The sequence below is a fragment of the Serratia sp. BIGb0234 genome (genome assembly GCF_024809915.1).
In the GTDB taxonomy this organism is placed as follows: domain Bacteria; phylum Pseudomonadota; class Gammaproteobacteria; order Enterobacterales; family Enterobacteriaceae; genus Serratia; species Serratia liquefaciens.
The window spans coordinates 152,870-171,122 of the sequence record NZ_JANUEI010000008.1 but is presented as its reverse complement, the minus strand read 5'-3'; the positions used below and the strand labels follow the sequence as shown (position 1 = coordinate 171,122).

At 54.3% G+C, this 18,253-nt stretch carries 17 protein-coding genes; 14 read left to right on the top strand and 3 right to left on the bottom strand.

The annotated features are described in order from the left end of the window. Positions 1–22 precede the first annotated feature (22 nt). The 5 genes from M2407_RS22880 (at position 23) to M2407_RS22860 (ending at position 7,204) form a co-directional block, all read left to right on the top strand. On the top strand, positions 23–3,004 hold the full coding sequence (locus M2407_RS22880; protein WP_259219981.1) for a non-ribosomal peptide synthetase: 2,982 nt from the start codon (positions 23–25) through the stop codon (positions 3,002–3,004). A gap of 245 nt (positions 3,005–3,249) precedes the next feature. Beyond that, entirely contained in the window at positions 3,250–4,686 is a 1,437-nt protein-coding gene (locus M2407_RS22875) for a circularly permuted type 2 ATP-grasp protein (protein WP_259220005.1), read from the top strand. Next, positions 4,680–5,609 (top strand): alpha-E domain-containing protein, encoded by a 930-nt coding sequence (locus M2407_RS22870; RefSeq protein ID WP_020824999.1) that lies wholly within the window; start codon positions 4,680–4,682, stop codon positions 5,607–5,609. The genes M2407_RS22875 and M2407_RS22870 overlap by 7 nt, the downstream gene beginning before the upstream one ends. After that, positions 5,606–6,400: a transglutaminase family protein gene (locus M2407_RS22865; RefSeq protein WP_046374624.1), complete on the top strand. Its 795-nt coding sequence runs from the start codon at positions 5,606–5,608 to the stop codon at positions 6,398–6,400. Before M2407_RS22870 ends, M2407_RS22865 begins: the two co-directional genes overlap by 4 nt. A gap of 75 nt (positions 6,401–6,475) precedes the next feature. After that, positions 6,476–7,204 carry a proteasome-type protease gene (locus tag M2407_RS22860; RefSeq protein WP_149573635.1) on the top strand — a complete coding sequence of 243 codons (729 nt, stop codon included), beginning with the start codon at positions 6,476–6,478 and terminating at the stop codon, positions 7,202–7,204. A gap of 94 nt (positions 7,205–7,298) precedes the next feature. Here the strand turns inward: M2407_RS22860 and M2407_RS22855 are convergent, their stop codons facing one another. Both M2407_RS22855 and mgtA read right to left on the bottom strand, forming a co-directional pair. Next, positions 7,299–9,692, bottom strand: coding sequence for a beta-N-acetylhexosaminidase (locus M2407_RS22855; RefSeq protein ID WP_259219975.1), 2,394 nt, complete (start codon positions 9,690–9,692; stop codon positions 7,299–7,301). Positions 9,693–9,964: 272 nt separating this feature from the next. Beyond that, a complete protein-coding gene (gene mgtA, locus M2407_RS22850; protein ID WP_259219974.1) occupies positions 9,965–12,673 on the bottom strand; it encodes a magnesium-translocating P-type ATPase in 2,709 nt (902 codons plus the stop codon). A 417-nt stretch (positions 12,674–13,090) separates the two neighbouring features. Between mgtA and treR the strand changes: the two genes are divergently transcribed. From treR to M2407_RS22805, 9 genes are all read left to right on the top strand, one after another. Continuing rightward, positions 13,091–14,038, top strand: a complete 948-nt coding sequence (treR, locus tag M2407_RS22845) for a trehalose operon repressor TreR (protein WP_128865679.1) — start codon at positions 13,091–13,093, stop codon at positions 14,036–14,038. 208 nt (positions 14,039–14,246) lie between these two features. After that, complete coding sequence (locus M2407_RS22840; RefSeq protein WP_198640266.1) at positions 14,247–14,531, top strand: pyocin; 285 nt, start codon at positions 14,247–14,249, stop codon at positions 14,529–14,531. Beyond that, positions 14,528–14,800 (top strand): hypothetical protein, encoded by a 273-nt coding sequence (locus M2407_RS22835; protein ID WP_201895802.1) that lies wholly within the window; start codon positions 14,528–14,530, stop codon positions 14,798–14,800. The genes M2407_RS22840 and M2407_RS22835 overlap by 4 nt, the downstream gene beginning before the upstream one ends. A 53-nt stretch (positions 14,801–14,853) precedes the next feature. Continuing rightward, positions 14,854–15,372, top strand: coding sequence for a colicin D domain-containing protein (locus M2407_RS22830; protein WP_310445825.1), 519 nt, complete (start codon positions 14,854–14,856; stop codon positions 15,370–15,372). Beyond that, entirely contained in the window at positions 15,369–15,635 is a 267-nt protein-coding gene (locus M2407_RS22825) for a colicin immunity domain-containing protein (RefSeq protein WP_142816056.1), read from the top strand. The genes M2407_RS22830 and M2407_RS22825 overlap by 4 nt, the downstream gene beginning before the upstream one ends. Positions 15,636–15,698: 63 nt before the next feature. Beyond that, positions 15,699–16,241 (top strand): S-type pyocin domain-containing protein, encoded by a 543-nt coding sequence (locus tag M2407_RS22820; RefSeq protein ID WP_401423615.1) that lies wholly within the window; start codon positions 15,699–15,701, stop codon positions 16,239–16,241. Between the two features lie 137 nt (positions 16,242–16,378). Then, entirely contained in the window at positions 16,379–16,651 is a 273-nt protein-coding gene (locus M2407_RS22815; RefSeq protein WP_259219969.1) for a colicin immunity domain-containing protein, read from the top strand. Between the two features lie 63 nt (positions 16,652–16,714). Continuing rightward, complete coding sequence (locus tag M2407_RS22810) at positions 16,715–17,395, top strand: S-type pyocin domain-containing protein (RefSeq protein ID WP_236591382.1); 681 nt, start codon at positions 16,715–16,717, stop codon at positions 17,393–17,395. Next, a complete protein-coding gene (locus M2407_RS22805; protein ID WP_122076806.1) occupies positions 17,392–17,655 on the top strand; it encodes a colicin immunity domain-containing protein in 264 nt (87 codons plus the stop codon). The genes M2407_RS22810 and M2407_RS22805 overlap by 4 nt, the downstream gene beginning before the upstream one ends. 90 nt (positions 17,656–17,745) lie before the next feature. On the opposite strand, the gene M2407_RS22800 is transcribed toward M2407_RS22805, so the two are convergent. After that, positions 17,746–18,159 (bottom strand): Exc2 family lipoprotein, encoded by a 414-nt coding sequence (locus M2407_RS22800; RefSeq protein WP_128865503.1) that lies wholly within the window; start codon positions 18,157–18,159, stop codon positions 17,746–17,748. Positions 18,160–18,253: the final 94 nt, after the last annotated feature.

Sequence of the window (18,253 nt, the reverse complement as noted above, 5' to 3'; positions counted from 1 at the left end):
AATTATCTCAGGAGAATATCCCATGGCTCAAAGCATATTGGATTATTTTATCCAACAGGTCACTTATTCCCCCGAAGCACTGGCGATCGTCAGTGACGATCAACGTATTACCTACCGACAGTTAAATGAAGCCAGCAACCAACTCTGCGGTCAGTTGCAACGGCAGGGCGTTAGCCCCGGTGATAACGTGCCATTAGTCGCGCTGCGCACGCCGGAATTGCTGATAGGTATCCTGGCGATTATCAAAGCTGGAGCAAGTTATATCCCCATCGATGCCCGATATCCTGAAAAAAGAATTCTGGATATTGTCAGACAAAGCGGGTCAAAAGTAATCATATTGAGTAACTTATCAATTACTTTTGAAATAAATAACCCCGATGTGAAAATCATTACCATTGATAATATTACATCAGATAAACTGGTGCCTTTTGAATTAATAAATCCCAAGAGTGATGCAACGGCTTATATTATTTTCACCTCTGGCACTACCGGCAAGCCCAAGGGAGTGATGATTGAACATCATTCACTGTTGAATATTATTCTCTGGCATAATCAAAAATTCGCCATGAGCCATGAAAGCCGTTCCACGCTGATAGCCGGTATCGGCTTTGATGTGGCCCAGTGGGAAATCTGGGCAGCATTGCTCAGCGGCGGCACGCTGTATTTGCCGCAAGAAGAGACCCGACTGCAGCCCTCTGCCCTGCTCAACTTCTTCGCAGACCACCAGATCACCCATGCATTCGTGCCCACGGTGTTGGTGGCTGAAATCGTCGGCGCGCCACAGCCGGAAAACCTGGCGCTGCGCTACCTGTTTACCGCCGGGGAAAAACTCAACCCGATCGATCTCCGTGGAGTGAGTTACCCCTTGGTGGATTACTACGGCCCCACTGAAGCGACCATCTTCGCCACTTGGAATCGGGTCACTTGTGCAACACAAAACTCGGCCGCGACTATCGGTCGACCGGTGGCAGACACCGAGATTTTCATTCTCGACGATCATCTGCAACCGGTGAGTGGCCAACAGGCTGGCGAGCTTTATATCAGTGGCCGTTGCCTGGCTCGTGGTTACCTGAATGACCCACAGCTCACCGCAGAAAAGTTTATTACCCCGGTGCATTTTGCCGGTAAACGCCTCTACCGCAGCGGCGATCGGGCACGCTGGCTACCGGATCAACGCATTCAATACCTCGGGCGTCTAGACGACCAGATCAAAATCCGCGGTAACCGCGTGGAACTGGGCGAAATAGAAAGCGTTATGGTGCAGGTTGCGGGAGTGAAGGCGGCTGTCGCTATCGCCACCCAACCCCAGGATCCTGCAAACAAACAGATTGTGGCGTTTTTGGCGGCTGACAATGACGACGGCGAGTTGGTCGAACGTGTGAAGCAGCAACTGAAAGAAATGTTACCTTCATACTTCCTGCCCGCCAGCTTCCTGGTGATGGAACGCATGCCGATCAATGCCAATGGTAAAACCGATAAGGCCGCGCTGTTGGCCCTTTCCCGCACGGATCAGCCTCCGGCAGCAGAGACGCTGACCGGCAGCCGGCAGATCATTGCCGCTATTTGGAGCCAGGTATTGGGGACGGCGAATATCCGCGCCGAAGACAACTTTTTCGACATCGGCGGCCATTCACTGCTGGCAGCAAAGCTGGCGACGGCCATCGATAACAAAATCGGAGTCAAAGTCTATGTGCGCGATATTTATGAATATCCGACGATAAACCGTCTGTCGCAGGCGCTGGATGAACGCAGCGGCCATGCACTGCCGACGGTGGACAGCGAACCGGTACGTGCTCTGCAAGACGACGTTTGGCTACCTGCAGATATCACCATCAACCCGGATTATGATGTGCGACAGGTCAGCGACCCCAAAGCCATTTTACTCACCGGCGCCACCGGCTTTGTCGGTGCGCATCTGCTGGCAGAGTTGCTCGCCACAACCCGTGCCGAGTTGTATTGCCTGGTGCGGCAGCGCAGCCGGATATCCCCGCAGCAACGACTCAACGAGATCCTGAATCGCTATCAGATTACTTTATCCGCCGAGCAGTACGCGCGCGTCCATCTGATCCCCGGCGACGTGGCCGAGCACGATTTCGCCCTGTCACCGGAGCACTTCCGTGAACTCAGCCAGCGGATCGATATCATTTATCATTCGGCAAGTGCGGTGAACTTTATCCAGCCCTATTCTTATATGAAACGCGATAATGTGCAGGGCCTGCGCGAAATCATTCGTTTTGCCGCGTACCGGCGCACCAAACCACTGATGTTGATGTCGACGATTTCGGTCTACAGCTGGGGGCACTTGCATACCGGCAAACGGGTGATGCTGGAAAGTGACGACATAGATCAGAACCTGCCGGCGGTGATCACCGATATCGGCTACGTCCGCAGCAAATGGGTAATGGAGAAAATTGCCGATCTGGCGGCATCGCAAGGCTTGCCGCTAATGACCTTCCGTCTGGGGTACGCCACCTTCCACAGCCGAACCGGCGTCAGCGCCAGCTACCAATGGTGGGGACGGCTAGTCAAAACCTGTATCACCAGCGGCACCCTGCCGGTGTTGCAAGACCTGCGCGAGGGCCTGACGACGGTGGACTATATGACCCAATCCATTGCCCATATCACTCGCAACCCTCAGGCGTTAGGGAAGAAATTCAACCTGATCCACCAGCACCAGAATAACCTGACGCTGCAGGCCTTCTTCAGCCTGCTGGAGCGCGAGTGTGGCTACCGTTTCCGACAGCTGCCTTTCGACCAATGGCGAGCACAGTGGGAACACGACGCTAATGCACCGCTCTACCCGTTGCTCAGCCTGTTCAGGGACAATATGGTGAATGGGCAATCGACAGTGCAGCTCTACCAAAATACCTACCAATGGGATTGCAGCAACCTGCAGCATTTCCTGCGGCACAGCGGGATCGAAGAACCACGGTTTACCCGGCAAATGCTACTGAATTATCTGCGGCAGTCTATCGGCACTTCGCAGCAAGCATTGCAGGTATAAATACCAGGGCGGGTCTTCAGGGCCCGCCCGCGTCCTTTGCACGGTGAGTTGCGCCATCACTGCTCATAGCCAACCCACACGCGCCGCAGTTTTGCCCCGTTTTAAGGCAGCGCCCGCTTGGGTTGCACCCAAAGCGGGCCATTTCCTGCCGCGAGCCGGCGTTTTCGCGCCATTTTCGCCCCTTTATCACCTTGGCACATTTTATGCTGGTTCTGTATACAGCCTGCAATGTCGACGAGGTGATGATGCTAAATATCGATCTGTCTGCTTCACCGTTTTTTGATGAGATGCTTCTGGCTGAGGGTAAGCACCGGGGTCACTACGAGGCTTACTGGCATTGGCTGCAACAGGCTGACCAAAAGGCCATTCAACGCAAGAGGGAAGAGGCTGCACTGCTGTTTCACCGGGTGGGGATTACCTTTAACGTTTATGGTGAGGATGATGGCGCTGAGCGCTTGATTCCGTTCGACAGCGTACCGCGCATCATACCCGCCAGCGAGTGGGCGATGCTCGATCGCGGTATTCGCCAGCGCGTACAGGCGCTTAACGCCTTTCTGCACGATATTTACCATCAACAACACATTCTGAAAGCCGGGATCATTCCGGCGGAACAGGTGCTGGCCAACGATCAATATCAACCCTGCATGCAAGGGGTCGATCTGCACCGCAATATTTACGCGCACATCGTTGGCGTGGATATGGTGCGCAACGGTGACGGCCAGTATTACGTGCTGGAAGACAACCTGCGCACCCCGTCCGGCGTTTCCTATATGCTGGAAAACCGCAAAATGATGATGCGCCTGTACCCGGAGCTGTTCGCTCAGCAACGCATCGCGCCGGTGGAGCGCTACCCGTCGCACCTGCTGCAAACCCTGCGTGAAAGCTCGCCGATCAACGATCCTACCGTGGTGGTGCTGACGCCGGGCCGCTTCAACAGCGCCTACTTCGAACACAGCTTCCTGGCGCAGCAGATGGGGGTTGAGCTGGTGGAAAGCGCCGACCTGTTCGTCAAGGACGGGGCGGTCTTTATGCGCACCACCGCCGGGCCTTGCAAGGTGGATGTGATCTACCGCCGGGTGGACGACGCCTTCCTCGATCCGTTGGCATTCCGCCCGGATTCGATGCTCGGCGTGCCGGGCCTGCTGTCGGTATACCGCGCCGGCAACGTGGTGCTGGCAAACTCCATCGGCACCGGCGTGGCCGACGACAAGTCAATTTATCCGTACGTGCCGGACATGGTGCGTTTCTACCTGCAGGAAGAGCCGATCCTCAATAACGTGCCCACCTGGCAATGCCGCCACAAGAATGAACTGTCGTACGTGCTGGCGAACCTGGAACAGATGGTGGTGAAGGAGGTGCACGGTGCCGGCGGCTACGGCATGCTGATCGGCCCGGCGGCGACCAAAGACGAAATCGCTCACTTCCGCAGCCTGCTGCTGGCCAAGCCGCATAACTACATTGCGCAAAATACGCTGGCGCTGTCGACCTGCCCGACCTTCGTCAACGACGGCCTGGCGCCGCGACATATCGATTTACGGCCGTTCGCCCTCAGCGGCGCGGAAATCCGCCTGGTGCCAGGCGGCCTGACGCGCGTGGCGCTGGCGCAAGGCTCACTGGTGGTCAACTCGTCGCAAGGCGGGGGAACCAAGGATACCTGGGTGTTGGAGGACGACGCATGCTGAGCCGAACTGCCAGTGAACTCTATTGGATGGCCCGCTATCTGGAGAGGGCGGAAAGCATCGCCCGGGTGCTCGACGTCACCAACAAGCTGTCGATGATGCCGATCCGCGACAGCGAGGATCAGGATCTGCAGGTGCCGCTCAATCTGACCAGTACCGGGCAGCTGTATGCCGCCGCCTACCCCGACCTGACGATGGCCAATCTGGTGAGCTTTTTTGCGCTCGACAGCCGCAACCACAGCAGCATTTACAGCTGCCTGCAAATGGGCTGGAACAACGCCCATGCGGTGCGCGGCAGCCTGTCTTCCGAGGTCTGGGAATGCATCAACGCCACCTGGATCGAAATGAAGCTGATCCGCCGTCAGGGCATAGGATCTGTGGGCGCGGATGGCTTTTTCGACTGGGTGAAGGAACGTTCTCACCTGTTTCGCGGTGCGATGTTCGGCACTTTGCTGCGCAGCGACGCCATGTGCTTTATCCGCCTCGGTACCCTGCTGGAGCGCGCAGACAGCACTGCCCGTCTGTTAGGGGTCAAGAACTCGCTGATGGACAGCGACGGCGACCCGGTGCGCGAATATTACCGCATGGACACGCTATTGCGGGCAGTGAGCGCACGCGAAGCCTACCACAGCATCTACAAGCAGCAGCTCAGTCGGGACACCATTGCCGAACTGATGATCCTGCGTAATGAAATCCCCCGCTCCCTGCTGGCCTGCGTCGGCGATCTGGTGCAACAGCTGGAGCAAATTGGCGGCAACAGTGCCAATCAGCCGCGCCGGCTGGCGCATACGCTGCACGCCGAGCTGCGCTTTAGCAGCATGAAAGATCTGAACAAGGTCGGGTTGAACGACTGGCTGGACGCGTTTCTCGGCCAGATTGGCGGCATCGCGGAGAGCATCCACCACACTTATCTGGAGGCGCAATGAAACTGAACATTGAGCACAACACCCACTATACCTATGCCCAGCAGGTGCAGCGCAGCACTCAGTATCTGCGCCTGACGCCGCAGGATTCGGAGCATCAGCGCATCATTTCATGGCAGTTGACGCTGCCGGAAGATGCCGTGTGCACCACCGATGCCTTCGGCAACGTGCTGCACGTGCTGACGCTGGATCACCCGCACCAGGCCATCAGCATTCAGGCCCACGGCGTGGTGGAAATTGAAGACGGTGCCGAAGATCAGGTGATGGGGCATTTGTCGCCGCTGGTCTTCCTGCGCCACAGCCCGCTGACCCAACCCGACAGCGCGATCCAGGCCTTCGCCCTGCGCTACTACCAGCCGCAGGCGGTGCTGGACGGGCTGGAAAATCTGATGGGCGAGCTGCTGCTCAAAATGCCGTACACCCCAGGGTCGACCAGCGTCACCGACAGCGCGGCCCAGGCATTCGCGACCGGCACCGGCGTCTGTCAGGATCATACCCACGTATTTTTGGCCTGCTGCCGCAGTCTGAACATTCCGGCGCGCTATGTCAGCGGTTATCTATATAGCGAGGACTCGGCCCACGTCGCCACCCACGCCTGGGCCGAGGCCTGGGTCGACGACCGCTGGCACAGCTTTGACGTCACCAACAATACCCGACTGCCGAATCAACACCTTAAGCTGGCGGTAGGCATCGACTATCTCGACGCCTGTCCGGTACGCGGGATGCGGCTCGGCGGTGGCTGCGAGAACATGCAGACCATCGCCGAAGTGCAGATGATGCCAACCGGCCAGTAGCCTCTTGCCGAAAACCAAGGTTTACGGCACGCTGGCGGTTGGCGGCGTGCCAGTATCGTTTTGAGGGATTGTGGTATGACCTATTGTGTGGCCATGCGCTTGTCTTCCGGGCTGGTCTTTGCTTCCGATTCACGCACCAATGCCGGCGTGGATCATATTTCCACCTTCCGCAAACTGCACGTGTTTCAGCAGGACGGTGAACGCATGCTGGTGTTGCAAAGCGCCGGCAACCTGGCGACCACTCAGAGCATCATCAGCCTGTTACAGCGCCGCAGCAAAGATCCCGAACGCCTGAACCTGCTGAACGCACCGAGCATGTACGAAGCCGCCACGCTGGTGGGCGAAACGGTGCGGGAAGTGATCCAACGCGACAGCGAAGCCCAGCAAAGCGGCAGCACGACCGATTTCAGCTGCAGCCTGCTGCTCGGTGGCCAGATCAGCGGTGAAGAGATGCGGCTATTCCATATTTACCCGCAGGGTAATTTTATCGAGGCCACCCGCGATACGCCCTATTTCCAGATTGGCGAAAGCAAATACGGCAAACCGATTATCGATCGGGTACTGAGCTACGACACCCCGCTGGAACAGGCGATGCAGTGCGCGCTGATCTCTCTGGATTCGACGCTGCGCAGCAATCTGTCGGTCGGCCTGCCGCTCGACGTGATGATCTACCCGCGCGACAGCTTTAGCAGTGCGCAGCAGTACCGTATCACCGAAGATCACCCGCATTTTAGCGCCATCCGTAAAGGCTGGGGCGAAGGGCTGGTCAGTATTTTCAAACAGTTGCCGCCGTTGCAACTGTAGGTTTTGAGGGCTCAGCATGCTGAGCCCCTACATATGCAGAGCCCTACATACGCTGAGCCCTACACATGCTGAGCGCTACATATACTGACTTACCTCATTCGATAACGCTGGCGCGCAAAAGCGCTTCCAGCGGATAGACCGCCGCAATCACCACTTCGTCGCGTATCTGCGCCGCCGCGTCCAATTGCTGCTGTATCTGCGTCGCTTCTGCCTTGCTCAGCGGTTTGCCCTGTTGATAACGCTCCAACAGCATCAATCCCAGCGTGGACAGCGCGCCGACATCCTGCGCCACCGGTGCCAGATCCTGCATCAGCCGGTTACCGGCAATCACCGTTTTTACCGGTGCGGTATTGAGCTGCCAGCGTTGTAAACGTTCGCGCAACGCCTGCGCCGCCGCCCGATCGTTGCGGTCCTTCACTAACGCCGCAACCTGCATGCCCATCTCGCGCACCGCGTTGCTTTCCGCTGGCAGTGCGTCGGCAAAACGGTTCAGCGGTTCGAACTGGTGATAGTTACCGGCTTTGAATTTCAGATGCTGTCGAGTGTAGTACTGGCCCGGCTCCACCGCTTCGGCCAAGGTTTGCAGCGGTGCTATCGTCACGCTGTTTGCCAACCGGGTGAACTCGCGTGCGGTTTCCGCATGCTGTTGCAACCCCACCGACACCACCGACCAGGCATCGACTGCCGCCAGCCTGCGGTACATATTATTTTCATCGGTCACGTCCTGCGCAGACCACAAGCGCTCCGCCACCGCGAACCCACGCGGCCAGAGTTTGAGATCGAGGATCGGCGCCCTGATGTTTTCAGCCCACAGCGCCGCCTCGCCGCCGAGAATATTGGCCTGCTGCTTCGTCTCCGGCACCACCGGCATCTTGCCCACCGGGATCGCCGTCAGCTTGCTGCCAGTAGTCGGGTAACGCACGTTGCCCACCAGCGTATAGCCGCTGAGCTGGTCCTGGCTCAGGGTAAATACCGGGCGGGTATCCCCCATCCAGCTGTCGAGCCGGAAGCTCACCTGCTGCGGAGAACGCCAGACGATTTCGTGCAGCGCACGGCGCGATTTACCGTTGAAATCGATAAAACCCCGCCAGCCCTGCTTGCCTTCAATCAGGGTAAAACTGCCTTCTACCGCGCTGCCCTTCAGCCGCGGCATGCTGAACTGCCAGCTTTGCGCCTTTTCATCCGGCTGTACCTCAGTGTCGACGCCCAGCGGCTGCGGCAGGATCTCATTGCGATAGTGATAGGCCGCGCTTTGCGGTTGATCGAGGTAAAAACCGGTAGACAGAATGCCCTGGTAACCGTCCTGTGCGCTGGCGCCGAGCGAGTCCTGCCCCTGCCAGGACTGGATGACAATGCTGCGCGGCAGCGACGGATGATAGATCTCATCCCAACCCACCATCTGACGCTGATGCTGCTCGAGGATTTTCTCCAGCTTCTGATTGAAGTAGGCCTGCAGCGCATGGGTGTCCGCCAACTGGTGCTGCTGCATAAAGGCCTGAATGGTTTTGGATTGCTTCCACTGGCTGGCATCAACCTCATCACCGCCAATGTGCAAATAAGGATCGGGGAAGATCGCAGCCAATTCGCCAATGATGGCGTCAACAAACCGATAAACTTCATCGCGGGTCGGATCCAGCGTCGGCAAATGCACACCCCACTTGCGCTCCATCGAATACGGGCCCGGCGCGCTCATCAATTCCGGGTAGGCCACGGCGATACTGGAAGCATGGCCAGGCAGATCGATTTCAGGTACTACCCGGATACCGCGCGCGCTAGCGTAAGCCACTACCTGTTGCATCTGTTCGCGAGTATAGAACTGGCCGTCGCTGGCCTGCTGCTGCAGTTTAGGATAGCGCTCGGAGGCAAAGCGCCAGCCCTGATCGTCGGTCAGGTGCCAGTGGAACACGTTGAGTTTGGCCGCCGCCATGCCGTCGAGCTGACGCAGAATGTCCGCCAACGGCAGGAAATGACGTGCCGAATCCAGCAGCACACCGCGCCACGGGAAACGCGGTACGTCGGTAATGCTCACCAACGGCAGGAAAGTGTTCTGCCCGTCGGTCTGCACCAATTGCAGCAGGGTTTCCATGCCGCGCAACGCGCCGAAACGGGTATTGGCTGCCAGCGTTACCCCCTGCGGCGTCACCGTCAATTTATAGCTTTCATCGCTTCCCGGCAGCGGCTGCGCCGCCACCTTATCTTTGATATTCACCTTGATGACCACGCCCGCGGCCTTTTCGGCCTGCGGCACCAGTGTCCAGCCGGTTTGCAGCTCAATACGTTGGCGCCAGCGCTGCAGCGCATCGTCCAGATCGTCCCCCTGCAGGCTAATCGACAAACGGTGATCCAACATCAGCTTGCCCGCCGGCTGAGTCAGTTCAACCTGCTGCGGCCAGGGCATTAGCGGCAGATCGCCGGCCGGCTGCGCCAGCGCGCCCAGGGAAAGCAATAACGATGAAGCCAGTAGCGTATAACGCAAAGTTCTGTGCATCAGAAATTCCTCAGAGGAAAAAATATCAATTGCTCCCCCAACGAATTTCAAATTACCGCCAGGCGGCAAGCGTCTGAATCCCTGGGAGCTTAGATTTGCTAAGTGACTAGGGTGAGGACGTGCAGCCAACAACGCGGTAGTTTGAAAGGCAAAGGGGAAAACAGCTAAGCTGTAAATAAAGACTGAGCACAGGACAGATGTCCAACGACAAGGGTGAAAAGCCGGGTTGGATCACAGATGCCCCTCTTCCAGGCGAAAGAGGGGCGCAGCGATTACTGCCAGCCGTAACGGCGCACAAACCAGCCTTTCACGCACTGGGTCAGCACCATATAGCCAGTCAGGATCAGCACCAGCCACGGGAAGTAGCCGAGCGGCAATGCCTGCAGCTGCAGGAATCCGGCCAACGGCGAGAAGGTCAGGCCGATGCCGGTAACGATGACCAGCAGTGTCATCATGCACAGCGGCCATGAAGGACGGCTCTGGATAAACGGTATTTTGCGCGTGCGGATCATATGCACAATCAGCGTTTGCGACAGCAACCCCTCCACGAACCAGCCGGACTGGAACAGCGTCTGCATTTCAGGCGTATTGGCCTTGAAAACCCACCACATCAGGCTGAAGGTCAGCACGTCGAAGATCGAACTGATCGGCCCGAAAAACACCATAAAGCGTCCAATATCGCCGGAGTTCCAGCGTTGTGGCTGAGTAATCTGATCGTCGTCGACATTGTCGAACGGAATGGCGATCTGTGAAATGTCATACATCAGGTTCTGGATCAACAGGTGCAGCGGCAACATCGGCAGGAAAGGCAAAAAGGCGCTGGCAATCAGCACGCTGAAGACGTTGCCGAAATTGGAGCTGGCGGTCATCTTGATGTACTTGAGCATGTTGGCAAAAGTACGACGTCCCTCGATAACCCCCTGCTCCAGCACCATCAGGCTTTTTTCCAGCAGGATGATGTCCGCCGCTTCCTTGGCGATATCCACGGCGGAGTCCACCGAAATACCGATATCCGCCGCACGCAGAGCGGGCGCATCGTTGATGCCGTCCCCCATAAAGCCGACCACGTGGCCCTGCTGGCGCAATAGCTTGACGATGCGTTCCTTATGCAGCGGCGTCAGCTTGGCGAACACCGTGGTACGCGCCGCAGCCTGCGCCAGCTGTTCGTCGTTCATCTGTTCGATTTCACTGCCGCGCAATACGTGATCCGCCGCCAGCCCGACGTCTTTGCACACCTTCGCCGCCACCAGCTCATTGTCACCGGTAAGGATCTTCACCGTGACACCGCTGTTTTTCAGCGCCGCCAACGCCGGCGCCGTGCTCTCTTTAGGCGGATCGAGGAAGGCCACGTAGCCCTCGAGGATCAAATCCGACTCGTCGGCCACGCTGTATTCATGGGCCTGGGCCGGCAAGATCTTGTTGGCCACCGCCACTACGCGCAACCCTTGCTGGTTGAGATCGTCGGTGATGCGCCGAATTCGCGCCAGCAGCGCTTCGCTGAGCGGGATCACCTCATCTTCCTGCCGCACATGGCTGCAAATCGCCAGCATCTCTTCCAGCGCGCCTTTGCAGATCAGTTCGTGATATTGCGCGTCTTTGGCCACCACCACCGACATACGGCGCCGTTCAAAATCAAACGGGATCTCATCCACTTTACGGTAATGCTGCAACGCATCCGGCTGGTGGTTTTGTTCCGCGCAGCTCAGCACTGCTACGTCGAGCAGGTTTTTCAAGCCGGTCTGGTAGAAGCTGTTCAGCCAGGCGTAATGCAGTACGCGATCGCTGGCGGCACCGAACACGTCGGTGTGGCGCTCCAGCACGATTTTATCCTGGGTCAGGGTGCCGGTTTTATCAGTGCACAAAACGTCCATGGCGCCAAAGTTTTGGATAGCATCCAGACGTTTGACGATCACTTTCTGCCTGGACAGTTTCACTGCCCCTCTGGCCAGCGTTGAAGTGACGATCATCGGCAGCATTTCCGGGGTCAGCCCCACCGCCACCGACAGCGCAAACAGCGCCGCTTCCCACCAGTCACCCTTGGTGTAGCCGTTGATCAAAAAAACGATCGGCGTCATCACCAGCATAAAACGGATCAGCAGCCAACTGACCCTGCTGATGCCGGTCTGGAAGGCGTTCGGCTGTTCATCCTGGCTGATGACCCGCTGCGCCAACTGGCCAAAGTAGGTGCCGCCGCCGGTACCGATCACCATCGCCAGCGCGGTGCCGCTGACCACGTTGGTGCCCATAAAGCACAGGTTCTGGCACTCCAACGGATCTTCTGCCTGTTCGCGCAGCTCGGCGATTTTCTCTACTGGCAGAGATTCGCCGGTCAACGCCGCCTGGCTGATAAACAGATCCTTGGCCGACAGCACGCGCAGATCCGCCGGGATCATATCTCCTGCCGCCAGTTTGATGATGTCACCCGGCACCAGTTGAGAGATCGGCAGTTCAAGGTGTTCGCTTTTCCCGGACAATGCGTCGCTACGGATCACCGTGGCGGTGTTGCTGACCATCGCCTTCAGCGCGTCCGCCGCCCGATTGGATCGCGCTTCCTGAATGAAATTCAACAACGTGGAGATCACCACCATCAGTGCGATCACCAGTGCGCCCGTCAGATCTTCCGTCGCGTAAGAGATCATGCCAAGCGCGGTCAGCAGCAGGTTGAACGGGTTGCGATAGCAGTGCCACAGGTGCTGCCACCAGGCTTCTTTTTGCTGATCGTCGATGACGTTCTCGCCGCAGCGTTCGCGCACCCGCTCAGCCTCATGGGCAGTGATGCCTTCTGGGTGGCTGTGAAAACGCAGATACAGATCGGTGACGTCGGCCGCGGCGCATTCCAGCCGCTGCTGTGCCAATCCGGCGGGCAACCCTTGCGCTTTGCCGCCAAGGCTGTCCAACAGGCTATCGCGGTGCACCAAACGGCGCGGTAAATTGCGGCTGAGCATGCCCAACAGCTGACGGGGAATATTTTTCAGTTTCATTATTTTGCACCTCGTCGCCCATTGCCTCCCGGCAGCGGGTGAACGCGGGATCGCTCCCAACCGGGCTTTTGGATGTGCCAAAAAGCCTCTGCCGGGGCAGATCCTGTTTTTTTAAAAGCAGCAGGAGCGAACGACGGGCGTGCGCTACCGGTTACCGTTTACTTCACCGGTAAAACAGCAGCGCAAAGCGAGCAGGTTTTACCGGATCACCGAGTGGGTGTCTAACGGGGTCGGATCGGGATCCATACGGGTGATAACCTCCGGTAAATGAAAAGATCGAACGACAAGAGCGGCCGTTCAGCGCAGCACATAAATCCCTGCATAGCGTCAAGATCCGTTGCGGAAAATAAGCTATGCTGACGGGCATTCAGCGTAGGCCGCCAGTCTACGCCTTTTAACCTCAACGAAAAGTAAACCATGCAAAACCGGCTGACCATCAAGGACATCGCACGCCTGAGCGGCGTAGGCAAATCCACCGTATCACGCGTGCTGAACAACGAAGGCAGCGTGAGCCCGCAAACCCGCGAACGGGTGGAAGCGGTGATCCGTCAGCAGGGGTTTACCCCGTCCAAATCGGCGCGCGCCATGCGCGGCCAGAGCGATAAAGTGGTCGGCATCATCGTTTCCCGTCTCGATTCGCCATCCGAGAACCAGGCGGTACGCACCATGCTGCCGCTGCTGTATCAGCACGGTTTCGACCCTATAGTGATGGAAAGCCAGTTTGAAACCCGGCTGGTGGAAGAGCATCTGCATGTCCTTCAACAGCGCAACGTCGACGGGGTGATCCTGTTTGGCTTCACCGGCCTGACGGCGGCCATGCTCAGCCCATGGCAAGAAAAGATGGTGGTGCTGGCGCGGGAATACGACGGTTTTTCCTCGGTGTGCTACGACGACGACGGCGCCGTACGGCTGTTGATGGAACGCCTGCACCAGCAGGGGCATCGCCATATCAGTTATTTGGGGGTGCAACTGTCGGATGCCACCACCGGTTTGCGCCGCCACCAGGCCTATCTGGACGCCTGCCGCAAACGGGGTATTTCCCCCCATGTGGCCTTGGGTGAATTGAGTTATCAGAGCGGCTTCCAGCTGGCTGCCTCAGCCATCGAACCACAGACCACCGCGCTGGTGTGCGCCTCCGACACCATCGCCCTCGGCGCCATCAAATACCTGCAACAGCAGCATATTACGCCGCTGCAGGTGTGCGGCATCGGTAACACCCCGTTGCTTAACTTCTTGTTCCCCGAAACGTTCTCGGTCGATCTCGGCTACGGCAGCGCCGGACTGCAGGCTGCGCAACAGCTGCTGGGCCAGCTCAGCGGCGAACAGGGTATCCGTCAGATCATCGTGCCAAGCAAACTCGCCTGACGGCGGGTGGGTTTGTTTACCCGGATAAATTCCCCAGCCTGAAATACCCTGTTGGTGCTCACACCCAGTGAGCGTCACTTCATCGCTATTTTTTTTGTCTCCGCCACCACACAACAACCGGTAGTCGACCGCCTTCACCCATCTAATTAAATTACTGTTCATACATACAGTTATCGCTGTGTGTTTTAGCGGTTTTTCAGCACACGGAATGTGTACCTCCCCAGACCTGCCATTCAGGGGCAACGGAGGTAAGGGTGAACTGCAGCCCACCGATATCGACAAGCGTTTTTACACCCATGAGATCAGGGAGCTTGAAAGATACCGTAATCTAGATGTTGAAGATGGCAAACTTCCCTATAATTCTGGGGAGGTATGGAATAATACTCACACGGCAACTTTAGAGGATTATCAATTAGGTAATGATGAGGCTCTTTTATATACACGAGAAGCTTTAGAGGCTGCTGAAGAACAAGATTTGAGGATGTTAAAATGATTGATCTAGAACGCTTAGCGAACGAAGAAAAAATTTCTGATGTCATTGCCTTTTTAGTAAGAAGAGAAGGCGGATTTGGTTACCAACAAATGGACAGGTTCTTTAGTCGCCACAATTTTTCAGTAATTGAAAATGGTGAGTTTATGCGAGCATTCGAACAATTACGTCAGAATGGTGTTGTGATGTGGGGAGATAAAATGCTTGTTAAAAAAGGCCCCAACTGGAAAGAGCCAAAATTCGTGACCGAGAAAAAATACGGCATCGAATAACATTCTGCGTTTTACAAAAAATTAATTTTCAGCAAAGCCCAACAATTTCTCATTTGTTGGGCTTTTTAATTAATACAATCGTCTTATTCTGTCCATTTATTTATTCTCCCCATGCCGGTACCTATGTCAGACATGCGGACAGCATTGTTGTTACGACCTTCCCTGCAGACGTCGTCCAGGATTTACAGGATTTTATCTTGTGGCAGCCGGATGCGACGGAAACAGGCGTTGAAGCTCTCTATGTGATGGTCAGTGATCCACTTGACTCTGGGCGTTTTACGCGTAAACAATTGGACAAGAAATTTAAGCATGCTAGTGATTTTGGTATTGCCGACACGAAAAAAAATAGAGTAACGTTGACTCAATATCGCGACGCAATTGAAGCACACTTGAAGGATAGAGATACTGTGAAAAAAGGAACATATCGACGAAACACGAGCTCAACTGTGTATTTTAATCCGAAATCAATGAATGTCGTTATTCTTAAGGCTGATAGGAGTTTCTTGTCAGCATGGAAAATAGACCCAACGGAAGAGAACGGCAGGATATATTTAGCATCGGGGGTATTATGAGTAGAGTTAAACTAATAGAAATTGGTAAGAAATTCATAGAAAATAAAATCAGCGCCGAAACTTTCGCAGAAGAAATAGTGATTTCAAGACGTGGGCTATATGGTGTGGAAGAACCGAACAAATCTATAGATATGTGTGGTGGTGAACTATTTATTTTGGCGGATTGTTTTAACCCTGATTCTGACCGTGACAGTTATGAGTTGGACGAATCAGAATTAAAGAAAGAAGTCAAAGCGACCCTGGAGAAATTCAATCTTCTTTAATCTATCGAATGGCCTTATGTCTATGCATTAAACAAAACCCAACAAACGAAACTTTGTTGGGCTTTGTTCATTAATAAAATATTCTTACCCTACTTACTTATCCTATTTTTGCCCCTCTCCTCTGAAGAGATAACTCGTGAAGAGGCAACCAGACTGGATAAAATTACGTTCCCAGCAATGGGCGGCATACCTGCCCAGACCATACTGATAAATTCTGTACCGACTGGCCCTGCGGCACCGTCACATACAGGCAATGGTTCATCGGTCCCCAAGACGCCTGTGAATACCGGCACCAATGTCAGACATGCGGACAGCATTGTTGTTACGACCTTCCCTGCAGACGTCGTCCAGGATTTACAGGATTTTATCTTGTGGCAGCCGGATTCGACTGAAACAGGCGTTGAAGCTCTCTATGTGATGGTCAGTGATCCACTTGATTCTGGGCGTTTTACGCGTAAACAATTGGACAAGAAATTTAAGCATGCTAGTGATTTTGGTATTGCCGACACGAAAAAAAATAGAGTAACGTTGACTCAATATCGCGACGCAATTGAAGCACACTTGAAGGACAGAGATACTGTAGAAAAACGAACCTATCGACGGTAAAAGGGATCTAAGGTGTTCTTTAACACTAAAACAAACAATGTCGTCGTTCTCGATAAGGATGGAGATTTCATTTCTGGATGGAATTTAATCTCTGATTCCCCACAATATAATAGTTATATTAAGACAGGGGTTTTATAATGAGTAAAAAAATAATCAACTTAGCTAAAAAGCTAGTGTCATCAAAACTAACTGCTGATGACTTCGAGTCACAATTCTTTAAATTATGGCGAGAAGAAGGAAAATCAGGGCAATTAGCTAAAGATAGTAAAAATGTTGGTGAGTGTGCATCTGAGATTTTCATCCTTGCAGACTGCTATACTTCCGTTCCAGATCGAAGAGAAAGTGAATTGGACTCCGATGGGTTAAAGAAAGAAGTCAAAGCGACCCTGGAGAAATTCAATCTTCTTTAATCTATCGAATGGCCTTATGTTTATGTATTAAACAAAGCCCAACAAACGAAACTTTGTTGGGCTTTGTTCATTAATAAAATATTCTTACCCTACTTACTTATCCTATTTTTACCTCTCTGCTCTGAAGAGATAACTCGTGATGAGGCAACCGGGCTGGATAAAATCACGTTGCCAGCAATGGGAGGCATACCTGCCCAGACCATACTGGTCAATCCGGTACCGACTGGCCCTGCGGCACCGTCACATACAGGCAATGGTTCACCGGTCCCCAAGACTCCGGTGCATACCGGCACCAATGTCAGGCAGGCGGACAGCATTGTTGTTACGAGCTTCCCTGCAGACGTCGTCCAGGATTTACAGGATTTTATCTTGTGGCTGCCGGATGCGTCTGAATCAGGCGTTGAAGCTCTCTATGTGATGGTCAGTGATCCACTTGACTCTGGGCGTTTTACGCGTAAACAATTGGACAAGAAATTTAAGCATGCTAGTGACTTTGGTATTGCCGACACGAAAAAAAATAGCGTAACGTTGACTCAATATCGCGACGCAATTGAAGCACACTTGAAGGACAGAGATACTGTGAAAAAAGGAACATATCGACGGGAAAAGGAATCTAAAGTTTACTTCAACCCCAAAAATATGAGGGTTGTAATCATAAAAGCCAATGGCGATTTTCTCTCCGGATGGAAAATAAACCCCGATGCGGATAATGGTCGAATTTATTTAGAGACAGGTGACTTATGAACAAAATGGCGATAATTGAATTAGCCAGGGATTTTTTGAACTCAAAAGTTAATGCACTTAAATTTTCTGAAGAAATATGTATTGAAAGACGTAAATTATATGGAATTGATCAGGACAAGAGTGTTTTGAACTGTGGAGAGGAACTATTTATGGTGGCTGAGATTTATAATCCAGATTCAGATCGCGCTGATTATGAACTGGATGAGTCTGGATTAAGAAAAGAAGTCAAAGCGACCCTGGAGAAATTCAATCTACTTTAACCCTCACCAATTTCCGAATAAAATAATTGAAACAATGCCCAATAAGCTCTAGTTTATTGGGCACTTTCATTAGTAGCTTATTTATCCCCCTCAAGGCCGGCCTTCGTAACCATCCCAGTAGGTGGCCACGGCGGAATCCAGCAAGATCTGGCGTTGTTTTTGCGGGTTATCCACTGAATATTGCTGATTGATAAATCGCCCTTTCTTCCCCATGTCATTGAGGAATTCTGGGCTGCGGAAATAGGCTTCCTGCTGCTGTGCCTGTTGCTGCGTTAAGCCCTTGGCCCGATCGGCTTTGCCCATTTGGTAAAACTGGTCAAAGAATGGGATAGCCGCTTTTATCGAGTCTGGGATTTGGGTTCGCATTTCGGGGGAGAAATCCTCACGTGCCAACTGATAAACCGCATGTTTGGCGTGGCGTTCCGGGCTACTTTTTTGACTGGTACAGGCGCTCAGGAGCAGCGCGGTAAAGACAAAAAGCAGTCGAGGCAATGTCAAAGTCATCATTCTTCCTTGAAAAAAGTCCGTGGTAATAGCACTCGAATAGCGTATTGGTTTTGAAAACACAGGCGTGAGTGCCGCTGATTTCAATCAACTT

Coding starts and splice junctions, on each gene's coding strand:
- M2407_RS22880 (WP_259219981.1), top strand. CDS start 23: ATGGCTCAAAGCATATTGGATTATTTTATCCAACAGGTCACTTATTCC.
- M2407_RS22875 (WP_259220005.1), top strand. CDS start 3,250: ATGCTAAATATCGATCTGTCTGCTTCACCGTTTTTTGATGAGATGCTT.
- M2407_RS22870 (WP_020824999.1), top strand. CDS start 4,680: ATGCTGAGCCGAACTGCCAGTGAACTCTATTGGATGGCCCGCTATCTG.
- M2407_RS22865 (WP_046374624.1), top strand. CDS start 5,606: ATGAAACTGAACATTGAGCACAACACCCACTATACCTATGCCCAGCAG.
- M2407_RS22860 (WP_149573635.1), top strand. CDS start 6,476: ATGACCTATTGTGTGGCCATGCGCTTGTCTTCCGGGCTGGTCTTTGCT.
- M2407_RS22855 (WP_259219975.1), bottom strand. CDS start 9,692: ATGCACAGAACTTTGCGTTATACGCTACTGGCTTCATCGTTATTGCTT.
- mgtA (WP_259219974.1), bottom strand. CDS start 12,673: ATGAAACTGAAAAATATTCCCCGTCAGCTGTTGGGCATGCTCAGCCGC.
- treR (WP_128865679.1), top strand. CDS start 13,091: ATGCAAAACCGGCTGACCATCAAGGACATCGCACGCCTGAGCGGCGTA.
- M2407_RS22840 (WP_198640266.1), top strand. CDS start 14,247: ATGTGTACCTCCCCAGACCTGCCATTCAGGGGCAACGGAGGTAAGGGT.
- M2407_RS22835 (WP_201895802.1), top strand. CDS start 14,528: ATGATTGATCTAGAACGCTTAGCGAACGAAGAAAAAATTTCTGATGTC.
- M2407_RS22825 (WP_142816056.1), top strand. CDS start 15,369: ATGAGTAGAGTTAAACTAATAGAAATTGGTAAGAAATTCATAGAAAAT.
- M2407_RS22815 (WP_259219969.1), top strand. CDS start 16,379: ATGAGTAAAAAAATAATCAACTTAGCTAAAAAGCTAGTGTCATCAAAA.
- M2407_RS22805 (WP_122076806.1), top strand. CDS start 17,392: ATGAACAAAATGGCGATAATTGAATTAGCCAGGGATTTTTTGAACTCA.
- M2407_RS22800 (WP_128865503.1), bottom strand. CDS start 18,159: ATGACTTTGACATTGCCTCGACTGCTTTTTGTCTTTACCGCGCTGCTC.